Source organism: Paractinoplanes aksuensis, from assembly GCF_024137025.1.
Lineage (GTDB): Bacteria > Actinomycetota > Actinomycetes > Mycobacteriales > Micromonosporaceae > Actinoplanes > Actinoplanes aksuensis.
This window is the reverse complement of the sequence record NZ_JAMYJR010000030.1, coordinates 107,188-126,384: the sequence shown is the minus strand read 5'-3', so window position 1 is coordinate 126,384 and position 19,197 is coordinate 107,188. Positions and strand designations below refer to the sequence as shown.

Below are 19,197 nucleotides of genomic sequence, written 5' to 3'. Positions count from 1 at the left end.
ATTTGTCCGTTTGATAACCACAGGCGCCGGCGCATCAACGGAGGGCCGGGTTTGCAACAGCGTCATGCCAACTCCAGCCTTTCCTTACGGCCCGACCGAAGAGCAAGCACGGCCAATGTCAACGTGGCGAAGAAAAGCGCCACCCCCATGGCCGACGCATAACCGAACTTCCCGTACGTGAAGGCCGTCCGATAAAGCGAGAGCCCGATGACTTCGGTCGCTCCATCGGGCCCACCCGGCCCCACCGTCATGACCTGCACGACGGCAAAGGCGTCAAGGGCCGCGATCCCCAGATAGACGAACGCCACCTGCACCGACTCCCGGACGAGCGGCAGCGTGACCCGGAAGAACGTCGCCCACTTGCCGGCCCCGTCGAGCAGAGCCGCCTCGAACAATTCCCGCGGAATCCCCTCGATGGCCGCGCTGAACAGCACGACATAGAACCCGACCGACGACCAGACCAGCACCGCCATCACCGCGATCAGCGCGAACGCCGGCTCGGCCAGCCACGAATGGGCCAGCCCGCCCAGTCCGATCGCCCGCAACCCCGAATTGAGCAGTCCCGTGTTCGGGTTGTAGACGAACCCCCACAACACCGCGATCACCACGAGCGACAGCAACTGCGGAAAGAAGTAGACGATCCGGTAGCCCTGCCCGAGCCGGGGCGACGACGTGCGCAGCATCGAGGCCAGGAACAGCCCGATGGCAATAGTCACCAGCGGCACCACGATGAGCAGCAGGGCGTTGTTGCGCACCGCGTCGAGAAACAGGGAGTCGCCGCCGAGGCGGACGTAGTTGTCCGCCCCGACGAACTGCGCCTCGCCGGCCACCCCGGTCCAGTCGGTCAGCGACAGCCAGAACGCCTGCGCGTACGGCGACAGCACGAAGACGACGTGCAGCACCAGGGCCGGCACCAGCGCGCCGAGCAGGAACCGCCAGCGGCCGTGCTTCATCAGCGGGTGAACTTCGTGACGGACGAGTCCTTGGCCACCGCGTCGGCCGCCTTCTGGATCCGGGTCGACCAGTCGGCCGGGCTGATCCGCTTGTTCACCAGCTCCCCCGTCGCGTCGTCCACGGCCTTGGCGAGGGGCGCGTACCACGTACGGAATCGATAGGTGAAGGTGTCGGAACCGGCCGCCGTGACCGCGTCGCGCACCGAGCCCAGCCCCGACGAGAGGGTGAGCCCGTCGGTGGCCCCGGCTACCGCGGGCAGAGTGCTGTTGGCCTCGGCGAACGCGGTGGCCGACTGCTTCGAGAACAGGATGCGCAGGTACTCCTGACCGCCGGCGGCGTTCTTGGCCTTGGCCGGCACCAGGAACGACTCGCTGCTGGCGGCCTGCACCGCGGTCACCGGCAGCTTGTCCGACGACGAGCGGGCCGGCACCGTGCCCATGACCATGTCGAAACCGGCCGGCGCGACCCCCTTCTGCTCGGCCTCGAGCCAGGAGCCGCACGGGATGAACGCCGCCTTCTTCTGGCACCACGCGGCCTGGGCCTCGGTGTGCGACAGCGCCTCGGAGCCGCTCATCAGGTAACCCTGCCCGGCCAGCTCGGCGAACGCGGTGGCCGCCTGCACGAGCCCGTCCTGCTTCCACGCGCCCGGCTGCAGGTTGTCGACCGCCTTGACCAGGTCGGCCCCGCCCGCCTTGGCCGCCATCGAGAGCAGCGGGTCGTTGATGTACTCCGGGTATTTGCCCTGGTAGGTCCAGGGGGCGACGCCGGCCTTCTTGATCTCGGCGCACAGCGCGACCATCTCGTCCCAGGTCTTGGGGTACGTCCAGCCGCGGTCGGCGAACAGCGACTTCGAATACCAGAGACCCCACACCGTGTACGTGAAATTGAGCGCCACGGTCTTGCCGGCGAACGTGCCGTCGTCGACCACGCCCGGCAGCAACGTGTCGCGCACCTTCTTGCCGGGCTGGTCGAGGCTGGGCGCGTCGAGCAGGTCGGCCAGGTCGGTCACCTGGTTGGCGCTGACCAGCGTGGCGATGTCGAGCCGTCCGGCGCCGGTGTTGTCGACGACGTCGGGCGGGGTGCCGGCCACGAACCGGGGCTGCATGGCCTCGCCGACCTTCTGCAGGCCCTTGTGGTCGATCTTGGCCTGCGGATACTTCTGCTGGTAGGTCGCCTCGGCCTTCACCGCGTACTCGTCGCCGTACCCGCCCTTGAAGACGACCACCTCGAGCGGGGCGTCGGCCTTGACCCCGAGTGGGTTCTCGGCCGTCTTCTCGGCGCCGCCGGCCTTCGTCTCACCTGACTCTTTACCGGCGGTGACACAGCCACCTAATGCCGGCACCGAGAGAACTGCAGCTGACTTCAAGATCGTTCGTCGGGTGGGATAGGGTCTGACCTGGGAATCAGGGTTCATGACGGGCTCTGCCTCCTATGCGGTGCGCCGGATGCGCCCGGCGTACCGCGCCTCGATCTCTGCGTTGTGTTCCTTACCGCCGGGCACGTTGTCCGACAGGTAGACGGGCGGGGTGATCCCGGCGGCGAGCAGCCGCGCGACCACCTCGGTGACGATCTGCTGGGCCAGCAGGGCCGCGGTGATCGACGAGACCGCCCCCACGGCGCCCCCGCCCGGCAGCGGCAAGGTCGCGTCGCCGTACGGGGCCCCGTTGTCGAGCACCACGTCCGCGATCTCGCCGAGCTTGCGCCCGCTCGGATGCCGGCTCGTCACCCCGGCCGAGTGCTCGGCCGAGGTGATCGCCACGAGCTTGTGCCCGCGCTCCTTGACCAGCAGCGCCATCTCGACAACGGCGCCGTTGATGCCGGAGTTGGAGGCGATCACGAACACGTCGTCCGGCTTGATCGGGGCCAGCTCGTACAGCCGGTGGGCGACCTCCGGGTTGCGTTCGACGGTGGGGTCGGCGAGTGCCTCGAGGGGCTCGCCGCCGTAGAGGACGATGTCGCGCAGGGCGATCCGGTTGGTCGGGACCAGTCCCCCCGCCCGGCCGGCGATCTCCATGGCCAGGGCCTCGGAGTGCCCGCACCCGAAGGCCTGGATCACTCCCCCGTTGCCGACGGCCTCGGCCAGGAGATCGGCCGCCTGCTGTTTCTGCTCGTCCTGACCGCCGCCGACACGTTCGACGGCTCTTCTCACGGCGGCCAGGTAGTCATTGCTGGTGACGCTCACGGCTGTCCTTTCGAACGCCCGCGCTTGCGGGACGGGATCTTCTCGGGCAGTCGGTGGGCGTCGACCGCGCGCACGGTCAGTTCCAGCGCGTCGGCGGTCCGCTCGTAGGTGCGCTGGGCGACCGCGACATAGATCGTGTCGAGCACCAGCAGTTGCGAGTGCAGCGCGGACAGAGCGGCCAGCCGGAACGTCGTCTCCTGCACCGCGGTGGTGAAGACGATGTCGGCCACCTCGGCCAGCGGCGAGCGGCTGAAACTCGTCACGGCGACGGTCAGCGCGCCATGATCGGCCGCCTCGGCCAGCGTCTCGATCACTTCCCGCGTACGCCCGGAGTGGCTCAAGCCGATGGCCACGTCACCCGGCAGCGTCAGCGCGGCGTTGGTCAGCGCGGTGTGCGAATCCGTGCGGTGCCAGACCGGCACGCGGATGCGCTCGAGCCGGAACGCCATCTCGCGGGCCGACGTGCCGCTCGAGCCCAGCCCGAAGATCTCGACCCGCTTGGCCTCGGCGATCGCGGCCGCCACCTGCTCGACCGCGGCCACGTCGAGGCCGGCCGCGGTGTCCTGGATGGCCCGGGTGTCGGCCGCGGTGACCACGGCCAGCACGTCGGTCAGCGGATCCCCGGGGGCGATGTCGCCGCTGATGTCGGTCTCCCACCGCGCCTGCTCGGCCCGCCCGGTCTCGGTGGCGATGGCCACCCGCAGGTTGGCGTAGCCCTTGAAGCCCAGCGTGCGGCTGAACCGGGTGACGGTCGCGGTCGAGGTGCCGGACCGTTCGGCCAGGTCGACGATGCTCGCATGGGCCGCCGTCTCCGGATCGGCCATAATCGTCTCGGCGATGCGCGCCAGGGCCTCCGGCATCTGCGGTCCCTCGATGCGCAGCCGCCCGAGCAGGCCTCCGCTCTCACCCGTCACGTCGGTCATCCTTTTCATCAATGGCTGTTGTTGATGAAAATTACGACCGCGGACGCCTCTAGTCAATAACTGTTTCCTATGTTTCGATCCCTCCCATGGACCTGGTGGTGGGCGTGGACGCGGGCGGCACCTCGACCCGGGCCGTCGTGGCCACGGCGGCGGGCTCGATCGTCGGCCGCGGCGCGGCGGGCCCGGGCAACCCGTTGACGGTCGGTTTCGAGGCGGCGGCCGGCGCCATGGGCACCGCCCTGCGCGAGGCGCTCGGATCGGTTGCGCCGTCGCGGGTCGCCCGGGGCGTGCTCGGCATCGCCGGGACGAGTTGCCTGGCCTCGGCCGAAGGACTCGCACCGTACGAAAACGCTTGGAAGTCTCTGGGTCTGACCGGACCGATGGTGGTCGTCGGCGACGTGGTGACGGCCTTCGCGGCCGGAACGCCGGCCTCGGCGGGCGCGGTGCTGATCGCGGGCACCGGCGCCATAGCGGCCGAGGTCGACGGCGAACGGGTGGTGCGCACAGTGGACGGCAACGGGTGGTTGCTGGGCGACTTCGGATCGGGGCGCTGGATCGGCCTGGAAGCACTGCGCATTGCCGTACGCCGGTGGTCGTCACCCTTCGCAGCCGCGGTCGCCGCGCAGGTCGGAGCGGTCTCGTCGGACGCCCTGGTCGCCTGGGCTCAACACCTGCCGTTCGCCGAGATCGACGCGCTGGCTCCACTGGTGTGCGCGCGGGCGCGGGACGCCGATCCGCTGGCCCGCGCGATCACGTCGTCCGCCGCCGAGAAGCTGGTGCGGTCGCTCGACGAGCTGGCCACCGACGGCCCGGTCGTGCTGGCCGGCAGCCTCCTGACCCACCACACACCCGTACGCGACGAAGTGCGCTCTTTGTTGCGGGCTCGCGGCGTCGAGACCTTCACCAGCACCGACCCGGCCGCCGGCGCCGCCCGCCTGGCCGCCCGCGTGGGCGGGGTGGCGGAAGGCCGGTAGCGTCCGGCGCGCCGATCTTCGAGACGGACCACCACCGGCCCGGCGTGCCGACACGCCGGGCCGCGTTGTGGCTACTTCGCTGCCGGGTCGAGCATCCATTCCACTGTCACGCTGACGGTCAGGCTCTGGCGGCCGGGCTCGAGCGGCACGGCCGCGTCGTCCGAGGCGAACTTGTGCGATCCGCCCTGTCCCCACTGGACCGGGCCGCCCTCGCTGACCTTCACGACGCGGCCCAGCGGGCGGCCCGCCTCCCGCGCGTACAGGCCGGCCTTGCGCTTCGCGTCGGCGAACGCCTTCTTGCGGGCCGCGGCGAGCAGGGCGGAGTCGTCCTCGATGGCGAACGACGTGCCGTTGAGCCGGGCCGCGTCACCACCGGCCGACACGGCGGCCGAGATGAGCGCGCCACCCTGCTTCAGGTCGCGGATCTTGGCGGTGAGGCCCTGGTTGACGGTGTAGCCGGTGATCGCCCCGTCGTCCTTGCGCGTGGCGTTGATGCTGACGTTCGACGTCTGCAGGTCGGCCTTGGCCACCCCGCCCTTGACCAGCGCGTCGCGCATACGGACGGCGGCCGTGCTGGTCTTCTTCAGGGCGTCGGCCACGGTGGCCGAGCTGGTCTCGACGGCGAAGCTGGCGTCGAGCCGGTCCGGCCGGCCGAACGACTCGCCCTGACCGGTGACGGTCACGCTCTCCCACAACTGCTCGGCCGCGGCGCCGCTCGAGGCGTACGCCGTACCCCCGGCGACCACCGACGACAGCGCGACGGCAGCGGCCAGAACGACGGCCACGGGTCTTGAGTGCTTTCTCATTCTTTCAGGGTATATGTCCGGTTAGCAAAAGCCCCGCATCCCCCTGTGACCGGGCGACTACGCCGCAGGTGCTCACTGGAGTCCGCCCCGCCCGGTGACCACAGTGAAAGACATGCCCATCACCCAGGCCGACCCCGCCCGGAACCGCAGATCGTCGCGGCCACCGGCCGACCTGCTGCTGCGCAAGCTCCAGCCCCACCACCGCGAGATCCTGGTCGCCACCTACTTCCGCCACCGCACCACCACCGAGGCCGCCCGGACCCTGGGCCTCTCCCCCGACGCGGCCAAGGCCCACCTCTACCACGCGATGCGCCACCTCTCCGAAATGCTGACCACCACGAACACACGCTGATCGATACGCTGCCCCCATGGATCCGACGGGGGATCCACAGGGTCCTCGACTGCTCACCGCGGCCACCGCCGTTCTCGGCGAACTCGAGGAGTTCGGTTTCCGGATCGCCGAGTCCGACGCCGCATCGGGCCGCACCGGGGCGGGACGCCCGCTTTGGCCCGGGTGCTGAAAGCAGGCCCTCACCGGCACAGCGCGTTCATGGCCTCCGGCGCAGCGACCGCAGGACGGGGACAGCGCTGGTGACGACCAGGGCCCAGACGACGAGTACGGGTTGGAACAGCAGGCGGATCGCGCGGGCCGCGTCGGTGTCGAGGCCGAAGCCGTTCTGGTGCTCGGTGAACTGCGCGATGTTGCCGGGCAGGATCGCCACGAAGAACACGGCCGTCAGCGCGCCCACGACGGCCCGGGCGGGCTGCCGCCAGGTGGCGAGCAAGGCCAGCGCGAGAAGCAGCTCGACCACGCCCGAGGCGATCACGACGACGTTCTCGTCGATCGGGATCCAGGCCGGGACCTGGGCCTGGAATTCCGTACGGGCGAAGGTCAGATGGCCCGTGCCGGTGAACAGCAGGACCGCGCCCAGAAGAACCTGCCCCGCCGCCCGCCACATGGCCGCCTCTTTCCGCTCGATCACTCCCGGCATTGTGCTCGGTCCTGGATTCTGGCGCCCGTTCGGTAGCGTCTGGCGCCATGATGCTTTCCCGCGACGCGGCTCGGCGGTTCGTCCTTCCGGTGCTGGCCGTCGCCTCGGCGGTGGTGTGGGCAGTCGGCGTCGCCCTGTTCACGCCGCCCGCGGCGGAAGGTGGCAACAACATCTACTGGGGGCGGGAGCTGCGCTGGGGTGCGCTGCTCGCCCTGGTTCTGGTGTTGATCACCCTCGGCCGCGGGAGCCGCCGGGCCACCTGGGGCGCGGCCGTCGGTGGACTGGCCGGGCTGGCCGTCGATGTCGGTCTGGACCGGGCCGGCTATTCCGGTGGGGTGGCGCTGGCCGTCGGGGCGGGCCTGGTCGCGGCGGCCGGCTGCGCTGTCGTCAGGGCGGTGGCGGACGAGCCGGATCCGTCCGTCCTGTTCACGGTGTCGATCATGGCGGCGGTCGCGGCCGGGGTGGCCACGGCCACCGAGTCACCGACCGATGTCGAGACCGGCCTGAACCTGGGCAGCGCGGCGGTCGGTTCGCTGCTGGCCCTGATCGCGGTCACGGCGGCCGCCGGACGGCATTCGGCCGGCACGACCGTGGTGATCGCGGCGCTGGCCGCGGCGGCGCCGTGGGTGCTGCGCCTCGCCGTCCCCCAGCCGAGCGGGTTCCGGTGGCTGGCCGTCCTGGCCCTCACGGTGCTGCTGATCGGCGGCGGTTATTTCGTGACGGCCATCGCGCTGCCGGCGTTGTTCCTGACATTCACCCTGGTCACCATCCTGCTGCCGATCGGCCGGCCGTTCACCTGGCTGGCCGCCAACCCGGCCGTCCAGCCCGGCGACGAGGATCTCGTGCTGATCGTCCTGGCCATCCCGGTCGGCCTGATCCTGGCCCGGGCCCTGCGAGAAACGTCCCTCGGACGCGGCCTTCGCGAGGCCGCGGAACAACCACGCGTCGCCGCCTGACCGTCAGCGGACCAGGTGGGGGCCAGGGCGATCGTGACGAAGCGGATCGTTCGGCCGAGCAGGTAGGGCGGCGTTGGGCCAGCTTGACAAACTCAAGAGGTGCGCGCGGCAGTGCTGGCCCGGATCTCGAGTCGGTGGGCCACGACCAGGCGTTTCGGCTCGGCGTGGACGTCGGCCAGACGGTCGGACAGGCATTTCAGGGCAGCGTCGGCCAGGGCCGGCTTGTCGGGCGCGATCGTCGTGAGCGCCGGGTGGGCGAACCGGCCGTCCTCGATGTCGTCGAAGCCGGCCACAGCCAGATCCCCGGGCACGTTGAGGCCACGCGACAGGGCCACGTGCAATGCGCCCAGGGCCAACTGGTCGCTGAAACAGAAGACGGCGTCGACCTCGGCCCCGGAATGGTGCAGCCGGGTCATCGCGGCCGCCCCGTCGGCCCGGTGCAGACGCTCGACCGGGACCTCGAGCGCGGGCAGCCCGGCCTCGGCCAGCGCTCGGCGGTAGCCCTCGGCGCGGCGGGCGGCAGTGCCGTTGACCAGGTGCGGTTGCAGGCCGATGGCGGCGATGCGACGCCGGCCGGTGGCGATCAGGTGCCGGGTCGTCTCGGTGGCGGCGTCCACGTTGTCGATCGCGACGTGGTCGAGCAGGCCGCCGGCGTCCTGCTCACCCAGCAGCACCAGTGGGGCGCTGCCGGGCCGGCGGGTCAGATCGCTCGGCGACAATCCCCACGGGCTCATGATCAAACCGTCGACGGCCTGGGCGCGTACGCCGTCGAGCAGTTCCCTTTCCCGGCCGGCGTCCCCGCCGGTCTGCTGCACCAGCAGCGTCCACGCGTACGCCTCGGCCCGGTCGGCCAGCAGGCCGGCCAGTTCGCCGAAGTAGGGCGACGCCATCTCGGGCAGCACCAGCGCGACCAGCCCCGATCGGCCGCCGCGCAGGTGCCGGGCCGCGGCGTTCGGCTTGTAGCCCAGCTCGTCGATCACCCGCTGCACGCGCTCGCGGGTCGCGGGGGCGACCAGCGCGAAGCCGGACACCACGTTGGACACCGTGCGCACCGAGACGCCCGCGCGCTCGGCCACCTGTCGCAAATTGACGCTCACGCGCTCATCCTAGGACTTGCAACGTGGCATGCCACGTTGCAACATGAGCTTCATGAGGACTTTCATCAATGAAGCCGACACGATCTACCGCGACGGCATCACCGCGCGCAAGGGCGCGTTCAGCCCCAAGTGGGCCGACACCATGCGCGAGGACATCGAAGTCGCGTTCGCCGAGGCCATCAACCGCGAGGGCGGCGCCGTGGGCCGCGGCCCGAAGCGCTACTACGTCGAGATCCACCCCGAGCAGCTGCGCGGCTTCGTCGACCTGGTGACCCACCCGTGGCTGGTCGCCGTCTGCACGTCGGTGCTCGGCCCGGCCTACGAGATCGTCGAGCTCGGTTTCGACATCCCGTTCGCCGGCGCGGTCAACCAGCCGTGGCACCGCGACTTCCCGATGCCCGCCGTCACCCGCGACGAGCGTCGCCTCGACTCGCTGGCCTTCAACCTCACCGGCGTCGACACCACCGACGACATGGGCCCGTTCGAGATCGCGCCGGGCACCCAGTTCGACGACAGCCCCGAGTTCGGCCACGCCATGTTCCCGCCGCGGACGCACTACGACCGCTACAACCAGCTGGCCGTGCGCAAATACCCCCAGCGCGGCGACATCTCGGCCCGCTCGGCCCTCACGATCCACCGCGGCACCGCCAACAAGTCGCAGAAGTCGCGCCCGGTGCTGGTCCTCGGCGTGGACGCCCCCGACGGCACCAACCGCGACAAGCACGCCATGGCCGTCACCCGCGCCTACTGGGATTCCCTCCCCCCGCTGGTCCAGGACCACCTGCACTGCCCGATCGTCGACGAGCTGACCCCGATCACCCAGAAACACACGATCGAGGGCCTCGTCATGGGCGACGCCTGAGCGCGTGGCACGCTGCCGGGATGCCTTGGGAAGCCGTGAAACCGCCCCGACCGCCGTCCCACCCCGTCACGCTGAGGCCGCTCGAGCGCGGCGACCAGGCCGTCCTCGACAATCTGGGCCAGCTCTTCCGGTACGACCTGTCCGACTCCTTCGGGCTGCTGCCGAACGCCGACGGCAGCTTCAACTTCCGCGAGCTCGACCGCTTCCGCCTGGCCGACGATTCACGGCGGCGGGCCTGGCTGATCACCGCGGCCGGCCACACCGCGGGCTTCCTCCTGACCGGCCCGGCCGACGGGGACGGCACCTCGGTCAACGCCTTCTTCGTCGTACGATCCCTGCGTCGCACCGGCGTCGGCCGCGAAGCCGCCCTCCAGATGATCGCCCGGGCCCCCGGCCGCTGGGAGATCGGCTTCCAGCGCTACAACCCGGGCGTCGAAGCCTTCTGGTCCCGCATCGCCACCGAGGTGGCGGGCGACCGCTGGCGCATCCACGACGGACCCGCCCCGGACTCACGGCCACCCGACACGTTCATCACCTTCACCACTCAGGGCACCACCCGCAGCGACGGGCCGGAGGCGACTCCCAGCACCTCGTAGGGGGCCACGATGATGCCGCCCAGCAGTTGGTAGCGGCCCGGGGCCGGGGCCGGGAACTCCATCGTCGTCTCGCCCGCGGTGGTGTCGGCCGGCAGGCGGCCGAACGAGGTGGCGACGACCTTGGTCTCCGAGGTGTCGGCCGAGGTCGCGACCACGTGGGCGAGGTAGTGGGCGCCGGGTGACCCGGTGAGCGCAAAGGTCATGGTCGCGGTCAGGCGGTCCGGCCCGGCCCCCGGAGCGCTCGTGGCCGAGGCGAAGCGCAGGTCCGCCACCTCCAGGGCGAGACCGGCCGGCGCCGGACCGTCCACCGTCACCGGCTCGGCGGTCTCCACGAAGTACTGCACCTGACGGCCGCCGTCGGGCAGCGTCGTACTGACGCCGGGCTCGCCGTCGGCCTGCGCCACGTGCTGCTCCCGCACCTCCCCCTCGGCGTCGAGCACCAGAGTGACCAGATAGATCGGCCGGACCTGCTCGGCCGCCGGGACCGGATGGGCCGCCGGGACCGGGTCGGCCGGGGTCGTGAAGTCGGTCCCGATCCCCTGCAGGCGGGCGCCGAACGAACGGGCGGCCGGGCCCATGCCGAACCGCGCGAACGCGCCCCAGACAGCCCGCTGGGCCTCGGTGTGCCGGTCGGCCGACAGCCGCCCGGCCGTCCGCAGGTCGGACAGCGCGGCGAGGATGGAGTCGCGCATGTCCAGGAAGCTCGGGTTGGCCCGGGAGAGCTTCAGCGCATCCATCACCAGACGCAGCGCGAGCTGGTCGGACTCGAGCCGGCGGGTCATCTCCATCAGGGTGGCGCACCAGATCTCGCCGACCTCGTGCACCTCCCGGTACTCGATGCCGAGCCGGCCGAAGTGACCGGGATGCTTGTCGTCGTAGCGGTGGCCGCGGATGCCGACCGGCCGGTCCACGACCCAGGCCGCGACGACGTCGGTCCCCGTGTGGAGGCAGGCGAAGAAGTCGCCCCAGCCCTCGCCCATGCCGGCGCTCTGGGGTTCGTCCAGCGCGTGCGTGTCCAGGCCGCCGCCGACCAACCGGTTGGTCACGCCGTGGCTGAACTCGTGGAAGACGACCGTCGCGTCCAGCGCGGTGTGCCGGCCGGTCCGGCTGACCAGACCGAGCCGGAGCACCGGGCTGCGGCCGTCGGCCGGGGTGGCCATCGAGGCCGTGCCGGTCACCGGGCCGGGGAACACGCGGGCGTCCACCGGGTCGGATCCGGCCCCGCCCCGGCCCAGCGAATCGCGCTGGAAGTTGCCCTCGGCCTCGGTGAAGCCGAGCAGGTAGAAGAAGTCGTGGGCCGAGCAGGTGAGCGCGAACGCGTTCAGCACCTGCTGATCGGCGCTCTCCGGTTCGGGGGCGAAGGTCAGCCGGCCGTCGTCCTGGCGGCCCCGCGCGGGCCGGCCCGCGTCGCCCGGGTGGGCGACCACGTTGTTGCCCGCGGTCTCCTCGCCGGCCAGCCACGGGTCGGGGAAGCCGGCGGGCAGACCGGGCGGCGCGTCGAGCCCGTAGTCGGTCAGGGTCCGCGGGAAGTCGATCCGCTGCCGCTCGCGTCCGCCGTCGACCAGATAGACGTCGCCGACCGCGGCCGCCGACAGGACGGTCTGGTGGGCGTAGAGCACGGCCCGGTCGCGGGCGTCCACGAGCACGACGAAGCGCTGCACGTGGCCGGGCATGGTGAGGGTGACCCGCCAGGCGAGCCGGGTGTCGCCGGGGCTCAGCGGGAACCAGATCAGGGCCGCGGTGATCGGCTCGGCGAACGGCCCGGGGTCCAGCACGGTCGTACGGTCCTGGGCTCCGTCGAGGACGGTCGTGACCCGCGGTGCGAAGGTGTCCAGGTCGACCGCCGGTGGATCGAACGGCTCCTGGAACTGGTCGTACCGGCCGAGCTCGTCGGGTTCGGGAAGGGCCACGTGCCGGGCGGCGGCCAGCACAGCATCCTCGACCCGTACGCCCGGTTCAGCGTCCAGCGGTTCGTCGATGGTGACGGTGCTGCCGGCGGTCGAGGCCAGCGCGCCCGACGGGTCGAAGACCACCGCCTGGGCCGCCTGGAACACTCGGATCCCCTGGTGCTGCTGCCGCAGGTGGACGGTGTGGGCGCCGGCCCCGGTGGCCTGCACGACCGGGTCGGGCACGAATTCGGCCGGCTGGGCCGCGGTCAGCCCGAGCAGCGGCTCGACCAGTCGCAGGTGGGCCAGGGCCCGCGCGGCGTAGTTCCCCGGCTCGGCGTCGCCGCTGGTCAGTTCGATGCGGGCCGCGTTACCGGTCATCCGGTCGAGCGCGGCCACCCGGGCCGTCTGCGCGCCGGGCAGGCGGTCCGAGACGGTCCGCGCGAGCGTCCGCAGGCGCTGCTCGTCCGGCTCCGCGACCGGGCTACGAAGGTCAACTTCCCGGCTCATGGTCCCTCCCTGGCCATGGTGGCGGGCGCCGCCGGCCCGTGACCGACGGCGCCCGGTCGGCGATCACTCCGGGTAGACGAGGTACCGCAGCGGAATGTTCTCCTGGACCCGTCCCGAGTCCACGTCGATGATCGTGCTGGCGAAAGCCGCGTAGGGCTGACCGGCGTCGATGATGTCGACGGCCAGGTTGGCCTCGAAGAACTGCGGCTTGCGGACCGGGAACGGGGCCCGGAACCAGAACGGGATCAGCGTGAACGGAGAGACCGGGCCGACGAACCGGCCCGGCCGGAAGTCGTCCGGCCCGTTGGTCACATTGGTCAGGTTCACCTGCTCCATCGTGACCCGGTAGCGGCGGCCCCTCAGCTGGGTCGTCGGCGGCACGGCGAACCCGTTCGCGATGTCGACCTGCGGGTTGACGAACATCACCGTGTAGATGACGGCCCACTCGCCGGCCGCGATGATCTTGCTGGGCTGGTACGGCGGCGGCCCGCCGAACTGGATCGGGCTGAAGGCGTACAGGTCGAACGCCACGTACGGTCCGACGCGGGGCTGGCCCAGCTGCTGCGCGAGCGCCTGGCGCTGCTCGGCCTCCTCGTCCCGCCGGTTCTGTAGGCCCGTCTTGAACCGCTCGAGCAGTTCCTCACCGGTGTCCCCGGCCCGCTCCAGCAGTTCGGGCGGCACCGGCGGCGGGGCCGGCTCGGCGACCGGTGCGGCCGGCGCGGCCGTGCCGGCGCTCATGGTGATCTCGTCCTTGGTCGTGGTCATGGTGGAGCCTCCTCGAGGTGGTGCTGCCCCTGGGGCGTGACGGGCCCGACTGTTGCAGCGGTCGCTTAATCGGCGTCGCCCGGCCACTTAGCCGTGCGGCCCGTCGGCCTTAAGCGAATGGCACGCCCGGAAGGTTTCGCGGGCGCCTTCCAGCGGGAACTCTGTCGTCTCCCGGGCCCCGGGAGGGCGCCGAGTGACCGGGAGACGACAGTGGTTCCTCACGAGATGACGGTGGTGAAGTCCGGCGAGACCGGCTCCGAGGAGTGGGACTGCGCGAGCTGCGGACGCCGGTTGCTGCTGCGCTGGCCGCCCCGCTTCGAGCGGATCGTCCTGCTGCCGGGCGACGACAGCGTGGTGCACGTGGGCGCGCGTCACGACCGGCCCGTCGGCGACGTACCCGAGCGGGAGCTGCGCTGGCTGAACGCCAACGGCATCCGCTGGCCGTGACTCAGACCGGTTCGTGCCGCCGGATGCGCTGGTAGAGGTCCTGCGTCTCCGGGCTCGGCTCCACGCCCAGGTCCCGCCACAGCGCGGCCGCGCAGACCCGGTGCTGGATCAGGGCGAGGTGCGGCTGACCCTGCCGGCTGTGGCAGACCATCAGCCGCCGATGGGTCGCCTCCCGGCAGGGATCACCCTCGACGACGCGGGCGCTGAGGCCCGCCGCCGCCGCGTACCGACCGGCCGCGAACGACAGGCTGCTCAGGTGGTCGAGCGCGTCGATGTGGGCGAGTCGCCACTGCTCGCGGGGCAGCAACGGCCATTCCTCGTACGGGCTCTCGGCCAGCAGATCACCGCGGTACAGCCCGTCGGCCACCTCGTACTCCCGCACCGCCGCGTCCGACTCACCGGCCAGGTGGAACCGCCGGGCCTGCCGCAGGTGCCGGTCGAACTCGTCGACGTCGAGCCAGAGACGCACGGCCGGGTCGAGGCCGTAGCGGTTGCCGCGCAACACGATGATCGGCCGATCGGTCACCGTGCGCAGCGCCCGCCGCAGGCCGTGCAGGGCGACGTTCAGGCTGTTGCGGGCCGCCTCCGGGGTGGAGTCCGGCCAGAAGGCGTGCATCAGCGTCTCGCGGGACGGCCACGGGTTACGGTGGGTGAGCAGATAGGCGAACAGGGACTCGTTGCGCCCGCCGTGCCAGAGGCCGGCCGGCACCCCGTCCAGCGTCACCAGGAACGGGCCGAGCACGTGGACGGCGAGGAGCGAGCACGGCTTCTCCGCTGTCAGCAGGCTGATTCGGGCGTGATCGTCCATGCGGCACCTCCGGGACGGCCACCCCCCACGCTACGAGCGCCCGGCGTCCCTGGGGCGGTCGGATCAGGGACAGTCCGATCGGCATCTAGATGCATAGATCGCTGCAAGCTCTTCCACCAGCTGCAAGCGCTTGCTATGGTCCGTTCCAATGTGAACGCGGGATTACGTCCCTGTCACCGGATCCGTCCCTGGTGGTAGCGGTGCCGCGGTTCCCATGCAGCGATGCCTGTCGTTGAAACCCCAGGTCGTTGGAGGAACCCGTGCCCCTGCCCCGATGGCTCCTCGCCGTCCCCCTCGGCCTCGCGCTGGTGCCTGTCGCGGCGGTCGCGGCCACCACCGCGACGGTCTACTACAAACCGCCGGCCACGTGGTCGACGGTCAACATCCACTACGCGCCGACCGGAGGATCCTGGACAGCCGTGCCCGGGGTCCGCATGGATGCAGCCTGCACCGGCTGGTACCGCAAGGATCTCGACACAGGGTCGGCCTCCGGACTCCAGATCACCTTCAACAACGGCGCCGGCACCTGGGACAACAACTCTGGCCGCAACTACAGCACCGGCCTCGGGACGGTGGTCGTGTCGGGCGGGGTGGTTTCCGCCGTCGATCCGTGCACGAACACACAGCCACCGACGACGCCTCCGCCCACCACTCCTCCGCCGACCACACCTCCCCCGACGACGCCGGTCACCAGCGGCGAGATGCTCGGCGGCGACCCGCGCAAGGAGAGCATCTATTTCGTCATGACGGCCCGGTTCGCCGACGGGGATGCGAGCAACAACCGCGGCGGCAGCCAGCACGTCAAATCCGGCAACGCGGCCACCGACGACCCGATGTTCCGCGGTGATTTCAAGGGTCTGATCGACAAACTCGATTACATCAAGGGCCTCGGTTTCTCGGCCCTCTGGGTAACCCCGGTCGTGCTCAACCGGTCCGACTACGACTTCCACGGCTATCACGGCTGGGACTTCCACCGGGTCGACACACGGCTCGAATCGCCCGGTGCCGGCTATCAGGATCTGATCGACCGGGCCCACGCCAAGGGCATCAAGATTTACCAGGACGTCGTCTACAACCACAGTTCCCGGTGGGGCGCCAACGGCTTGTTCGTTCCCAAGGTGTGGGGCGCTCAGGACGGCCAGTGGGACGCCTTCTACAGCACGAAGGTCGACGGCAAACAGTACGACCCCCTGGAGGAGAACGCGGCGGGCCGCACCTACAACGGCGACCTCTGGAGCACGGCCGAACCGGCCGGCAACACCTGCCGCAACTGGGGGACGCCGACCGGTGGCAAGAGTGCCGAGGGCTACACGGTGCACAACTGCCAATGGCCGTCGCCGACCAGCGGCATGTTCCCGGCGAACCTTTTTCACCAGTGCTGGATCGGCAACTGGGAGGGTGAGGACGCCCGGTCGTGCTGGCTCCACGAGGACCTGGCCGACTTCAACACCGAGAACGCGACGGTGCAGCAATACCTGATCGACGTCTACAACCGGTACATCGAGATGGGCGTCGACGGTTTCCGCATCGATACCGCCGTGCACATTCCCCGCGTCACCTGGAACCGCCGTTTCCTGCCGGCCATCAAGCAGAAACTGACCCAGAAGTACGGCGCTCGGAAGGCCGACGACTTCTACGTGTTCGGCGAGGTGGCCGCGTTCGTGCACGACAAGTGGAACCGGGGCTCGGTCAACCACTCGGCCCAGTTCTTCACCTGGAAGGAACGGCGCGACTACAGCGCCGACGACACCCAGGCCGCGCTCGAGCAGTACAACTACGAGAACGGGCAGGGCTCGGGCAACCAGCCGACGTCGACCAATGCCTTCCTGAGCGGGAACAGCTATCACGCGCCCGACCGCAGCCAGTTCAGCGGCATGAACATCATCGACATGCGCATGCACATGAACTTCGGCGAGGCGTCCAACGCCTTCAACAACGGCAAGGACACCGACGACTCGGTGAACGACGCGACCTACAACACGGTCTATGTCGATTCGCACGACTACGGGCCCAACAAGTCCTCCGTACGCTATGACGGCGGCACCGACGCCTGGGCCGAGAACATGGCGCTGATGTGGACGTTCCGCGGCATTCCGACGCTGTATTACGGCTCCGAGATCGAGTTCCAGGCCGGTAAACGCATCGACTGCGGCCCGACATGTCCGCTCGCCACCACCGGCCGCGCGTATTACGGCGACCACGTGGCCGGATCGGTCACCGCCTCGGATTACGGCGTGGTCAGCAGTGCGAGCGGCGCGGTCGCCACGACCTTGTCGAAACCGCTCGTCAAGCACCTGCAACGGCTCAACCAGATCCGCCGGGCCGTTCCCGCGCTGCAGATGGGCCAGTACTCGACCGAGGGCGTCAGCGGGAACATGGCGTTCAAGCGCCGCTACACGAACGGCAGCACCGACAGCTTCGTGCTGGTGACCATTTCCGGCAGCGCCACGTTCACCGGTATTCCCGACGGCACTTACACCGACGCCGTGACCGGTGACGTCAAGACGGTCACGAACGGCACTCTCGCCGCCTCGGTCAGCGGTAAAGGCAATCTGCGCGCCTACGTGCTCACGCTCTCCGGCAACCCCGCCCCCGGCAAGGTCGGGTCCGACGGCCCGTACCTGAAGTAAGGAGAATCGATGAAGAAATACGCCGCACCGCTGATAGCAGCGCTGCTGGCCGCGGTGGTCGCGATCGCCGTGGTGGGCCGGCCCGAACAGGCCGACGCCAAACCGGACGCGAACCCCGGCGCGCGGGACGCGATCGTGCACCTCTTCGAATGGCCATGGGCGTCGGTCGCTTCGGAATGCACCAATGTGCTCGGGCCGAAAGGCTTCGGGGGCGTCCAGGTGTCACCGCCGCAGGAGCACGTGGTGCTGCCGAGCGCGGGCTACCCGTGGTGGCAGGACTACCAGCCGGTCAGCTACCAGCTGGTTACGCGGCGCGGCGACCGGGCGGCGTTCGCGAACATGGTGAGCACGTGCCACGCGGCCGGCGTCAAGATCTATGTCGACGCGGTGATCAACCACATGGCCGGCGGGGCCTCGACGGGCACGGGCTCGGCCGGGACGTCGTACAGCCACTACTCGTACCCCGCGGTGCCGTTCGGAAATGACGACTTCCACCACTGCGGGCGCAACGGCAACGACGACATCGCCAACTGGGGTGACCGGTGGGAGATCCAGAATTGTGAACTGGTCGACCTCAGCGACCTCAAGACCGAATCCTCCTACGTGCGCGGGAAGCTCGTCGCGTACCTGAACGACCTGATCTCGCTGGGCGTCGACGGGTTCCGGGTCGACGCGGCCAAGCACATGCCGGTGGCCGACCTGCAGGCGATCTACGGGCAGCTCAACGGCAACCCGTACTTCTTCCAGGAGACGATCGAGGGTGGGGCCGGAGAGCCGAGCCCGACCGAGTACACCGGCATCGGTGACGTGACCGAGTTCCGCTACGGCGACGTGGTCGGCAACGCCTTCCGTGACGGCAACCTGCAGAATCTGCAAAACCTGCCGAGCCAGATGCTGTTGTCCAGCGGCGACGCGGTGGCCTTCATCGACAACCACGACACCCAGCGCAACGGGCGGGCCAAGCTGACCTACAAGGACGGCACGAACTACGCGCTGGCCGAGGCGTTCATGCTGGCCTACCCGTACGGGACGCCGGCCGTCATGTCGTCGTTCACGTTCAGCAACCCCGAGGCCGGGCCGCCCGCGACCTCGAACGGCACCACGACCGCGGTCAACTGCTCGTCCGGCTGGGCCTGCGAGCACCGGTGGCGCACGACGGCCAACCTGGTCGGCTTCCACAACGCGGCCGCGGGCACGGGCCTGACCAACTGGTGGTCCAACGGCGGCAACCAGATCGGCTTCGGGCGCGGATCCAACGCGTACGCCGTCTTCAACCGGGGCGGGTCACTGAACCGCACGTTCAGCACGTCGCTGCCCGCCGGAACCTACTGCGACGTGGCCAACGGCGACTTCGCCAACGGCGCCTGCACAGGTACGGCGTACACGGTCAACGCTTCGGGCCAATTCACCGCGACCGTCCCGGCCAACGGCATGCTCGCACTGCACATCAACGCCCGCGGCACGGGCACCGGCCCGACCACCCCGCCGCCCACCGGCTGCACCACGGTGGCGGTGACGTTCGCCGCCAACGCGACCACGGTCTGGGGCGAGAACGTGTTCGTCCTGGGCAACCGGGCCGAGCTCAGCAACTGGAACACCAGCGGCGGCGTGGCCCTGTCCTCGGCGACCTACCCGGTCTGGCGGGGCACGGTCAACCTGCCCGCCAACACGGCCGTCGAGTACAAGTACGTGAAGAAGAACGGCTCGTCGGTGGCCTGGGAGTCCGGCGGCAACCGGACCCTCAACACCGGCTCGGCCTGCACCCTGACAGTCAACGACAGCTGGCGGTCCTGACTGCTTAACTGGACC

The 19,197-nt window shown here is 70.3% G+C and carries 19 protein-coding genes; 9 read left to right on the top strand and 10 right to left on the bottom strand.

What is annotated here, in order from left to right:
- Positions 1-62 precede the first annotated feature (62 nt).
- From M1L60_RS27395 to M1L60_RS27380, 4 genes are all read right to left on the bottom strand, one after another.
- The gene (locus M1L60_RS27395) at positions 63-953 is read right to left on the bottom strand and encodes a carbohydrate ABC transporter permease (protein WP_253240405.1); all 891 of its coding nucleotides are present in this window, start codon (positions 951-953) and stop codon (positions 63-65) included.
- On the bottom strand, positions 953-2,296 hold the full coding sequence (gene ngcE, locus M1L60_RS27390; protein WP_253240404.1) for an N-acetylglucosamine/diacetylchitobiose ABC transporter substrate-binding protein: 1,344 nt from the start codon (positions 2,294-2,296) through the stop codon (positions 953-955). The genes M1L60_RS27395 and ngcE overlap by 1 nt, the downstream gene beginning before the upstream one ends.
- A gap of 87 nt (positions 2,297-2,383) precedes the next feature.
- Positions 2,384-3,136, bottom strand: a complete 753-nt coding sequence (locus M1L60_RS27385) for a sugar isomerase domain-containing protein (protein ID WP_253240403.1) — start codon at positions 3,134-3,136, stop codon at positions 2,384-2,386.
- A complete protein-coding gene (locus tag M1L60_RS27380) occupies positions 3,133-4,050 on the bottom strand; it encodes a MurR/RpiR family transcriptional regulator (protein ID WP_308208547.1) in 918 nt (305 codons plus the stop codon). Before M1L60_RS27380 ends, M1L60_RS27385 begins: the two co-directional genes overlap by 4 nt.
- A gap of 95 nt (positions 4,051-4,145) precedes the next feature.
- Between M1L60_RS27380 and M1L60_RS27375 the strand changes: the two genes are divergently transcribed.
- Positions 4,146-5,033 (top strand): N-acetylglucosamine kinase, encoded by an 888-nt coding sequence (locus tag M1L60_RS27375; protein ID WP_253240401.1) that lies wholly within the window; start codon positions 4,146-4,148, stop codon positions 5,031-5,033.
- A 71-nt stretch (positions 5,034-5,104) separates the two neighbouring features.
- On the opposite strand, the gene M1L60_RS27370 is transcribed toward M1L60_RS27375, so the two are convergent.
- On the bottom strand, positions 5,105-5,839 hold the full coding sequence (locus M1L60_RS27370) for an SIMPL domain-containing protein (RefSeq protein WP_253240400.1): 735 nt from the start codon (positions 5,837-5,839) through the stop codon (positions 5,105-5,107).
- A gap of 112 nt (positions 5,840-5,951) precedes the next feature.
- Between M1L60_RS27370 and M1L60_RS27365 the strand changes: the two genes are divergently transcribed.
- Both M1L60_RS27365 and M1L60_RS27360 read left to right on the top strand, forming a co-directional pair.
- Positions 5,952-6,191 carry a sigma factor-like helix-turn-helix DNA-binding protein gene (locus tag M1L60_RS27365; RefSeq protein WP_253240399.1) on the top strand — a complete coding sequence of 80 codons (240 nt, stop codon included), beginning with the start codon at positions 5,952-5,954 and terminating at the stop codon, positions 6,189-6,191.
- A 16-nt stretch (positions 6,192-6,207) separates the two neighbouring features.
- The gene (locus M1L60_RS27360) at positions 6,208-6,360 is read left to right on the top strand and encodes a hypothetical protein (protein WP_253240398.1); all 153 of its coding nucleotides are present in this window, start codon (positions 6,208-6,210) and stop codon (positions 6,358-6,360) included.
- Between the two features lie 27 nt (positions 6,361-6,387).
- On the opposite strand, the gene M1L60_RS27355 is transcribed toward M1L60_RS27360, so the two are convergent.
- Positions 6,388-6,822 (bottom strand): DoxX family protein, encoded by a 435-nt coding sequence (locus M1L60_RS27355; protein ID WP_253240397.1) that lies wholly within the window; start codon positions 6,820-6,822, stop codon positions 6,388-6,390.
- A gap of 56 nt (positions 6,823-6,878) precedes the next feature.
- On the opposite strand from M1L60_RS27355, the gene M1L60_RS27350 reads away from it, so the two are divergent.
- Positions 6,879-7,787: a hypothetical protein gene (locus tag M1L60_RS27350; protein ID WP_253240396.1), complete on the top strand. Its 909-nt coding sequence runs from the start codon at positions 6,879-6,881 to the stop codon at positions 7,785-7,787.
- A gap of 92 nt (positions 7,788-7,879) precedes the next feature.
- Here the strand turns inward: M1L60_RS27350 and M1L60_RS27345 are convergent, their stop codons facing one another.
- Positions 7,880-8,884, bottom strand: coding sequence for a LacI family DNA-binding transcriptional regulator (locus M1L60_RS27345; protein ID WP_253240395.1), 1,005 nt, complete (start codon positions 8,882-8,884; stop codon positions 7,880-7,882).
- A gap of 52 nt (positions 8,885-8,936) precedes the next feature.
- Here M1L60_RS27345 and M1L60_RS27340 point away from each other — a divergent pair, with 52 nt between their 5' ends.
- Together M1L60_RS27340 and M1L60_RS27335 are read left to right on the top strand one after the other, a co-directional pair.
- The gene (locus M1L60_RS27340) at positions 8,937-9,746 is read left to right on the top strand and encodes a phytanoyl-CoA dioxygenase family protein (RefSeq protein WP_253240394.1); all 810 of its coding nucleotides are present in this window, start codon (positions 8,937-8,939) and stop codon (positions 9,744-9,746) included.
- Between the two features lie 35 nt (positions 9,747-9,781).
- Entirely contained in the window at positions 9,782-10,342 is a 561-nt protein-coding gene (locus M1L60_RS27335) for a hypothetical protein (protein WP_253240393.1), read from the top strand.
- On the opposite strand, the gene M1L60_RS27330 is transcribed toward M1L60_RS27335, so the two are convergent.
- Positions 10,291-12,738, bottom strand: coding sequence for a M36 family metallopeptidase (locus M1L60_RS27330; RefSeq protein WP_253240392.1), 2,448 nt, complete (start codon positions 12,736-12,738; stop codon positions 10,291-10,293). The genes M1L60_RS27335 and M1L60_RS27330 overlap by 52 nt on opposite strands.
- Positions 12,739-12,801: 63 nt before the next feature.
- On the bottom strand, positions 12,802-13,503 hold the full coding sequence (locus M1L60_RS27325; protein WP_253240391.1) for a hypothetical protein: 702 nt from the start codon (positions 13,501-13,503) through the stop codon (positions 12,802-12,804).
- A gap of 225 nt (positions 13,504-13,728) precedes the next feature.
- Between M1L60_RS27325 and M1L60_RS27320 the strand changes: the two genes are divergently transcribed.
- A complete protein-coding gene (locus M1L60_RS27320; protein ID WP_253240390.1) occupies positions 13,729-13,950 on the top strand; it encodes a hypothetical protein in 222 nt (73 codons plus the stop codon).
- A 1-nt stretch (position 13,951) separates the two neighbouring features.
- On the opposite strand, the gene M1L60_RS27315 is transcribed toward M1L60_RS27320, so the two are convergent.
- Positions 13,952-14,758, bottom strand: a complete 807-nt coding sequence (locus M1L60_RS27315) for an AfsR/SARP family transcriptional regulator (protein WP_253240389.1) — start codon at positions 14,756-14,758, stop codon at positions 13,952-13,954.
- A gap of 260 nt (positions 14,759-15,018) precedes the next feature.
- On the opposite strand from M1L60_RS27315, the gene M1L60_RS27310 reads away from it, so the two are divergent.
- Positions 15,019-17,388, top strand: a complete 2,370-nt coding sequence (locus M1L60_RS27310) for an alpha-amylase family glycosyl hydrolase (protein ID WP_253240388.1) — start codon at positions 15,019-15,021, stop codon at positions 17,386-17,388.
- 9 nt (positions 17,389-17,397) lie between these two features.
- Positions 17,398-19,182, top strand: coding sequence for a carbohydrate-binding module family 20 domain-containing protein (locus M1L60_RS27305; RefSeq protein WP_253240387.1), 1,785 nt, complete (start codon positions 17,398-17,400; stop codon positions 19,180-19,182).
- Positions 19,183-19,197 lie beyond the last annotated feature (15 nt).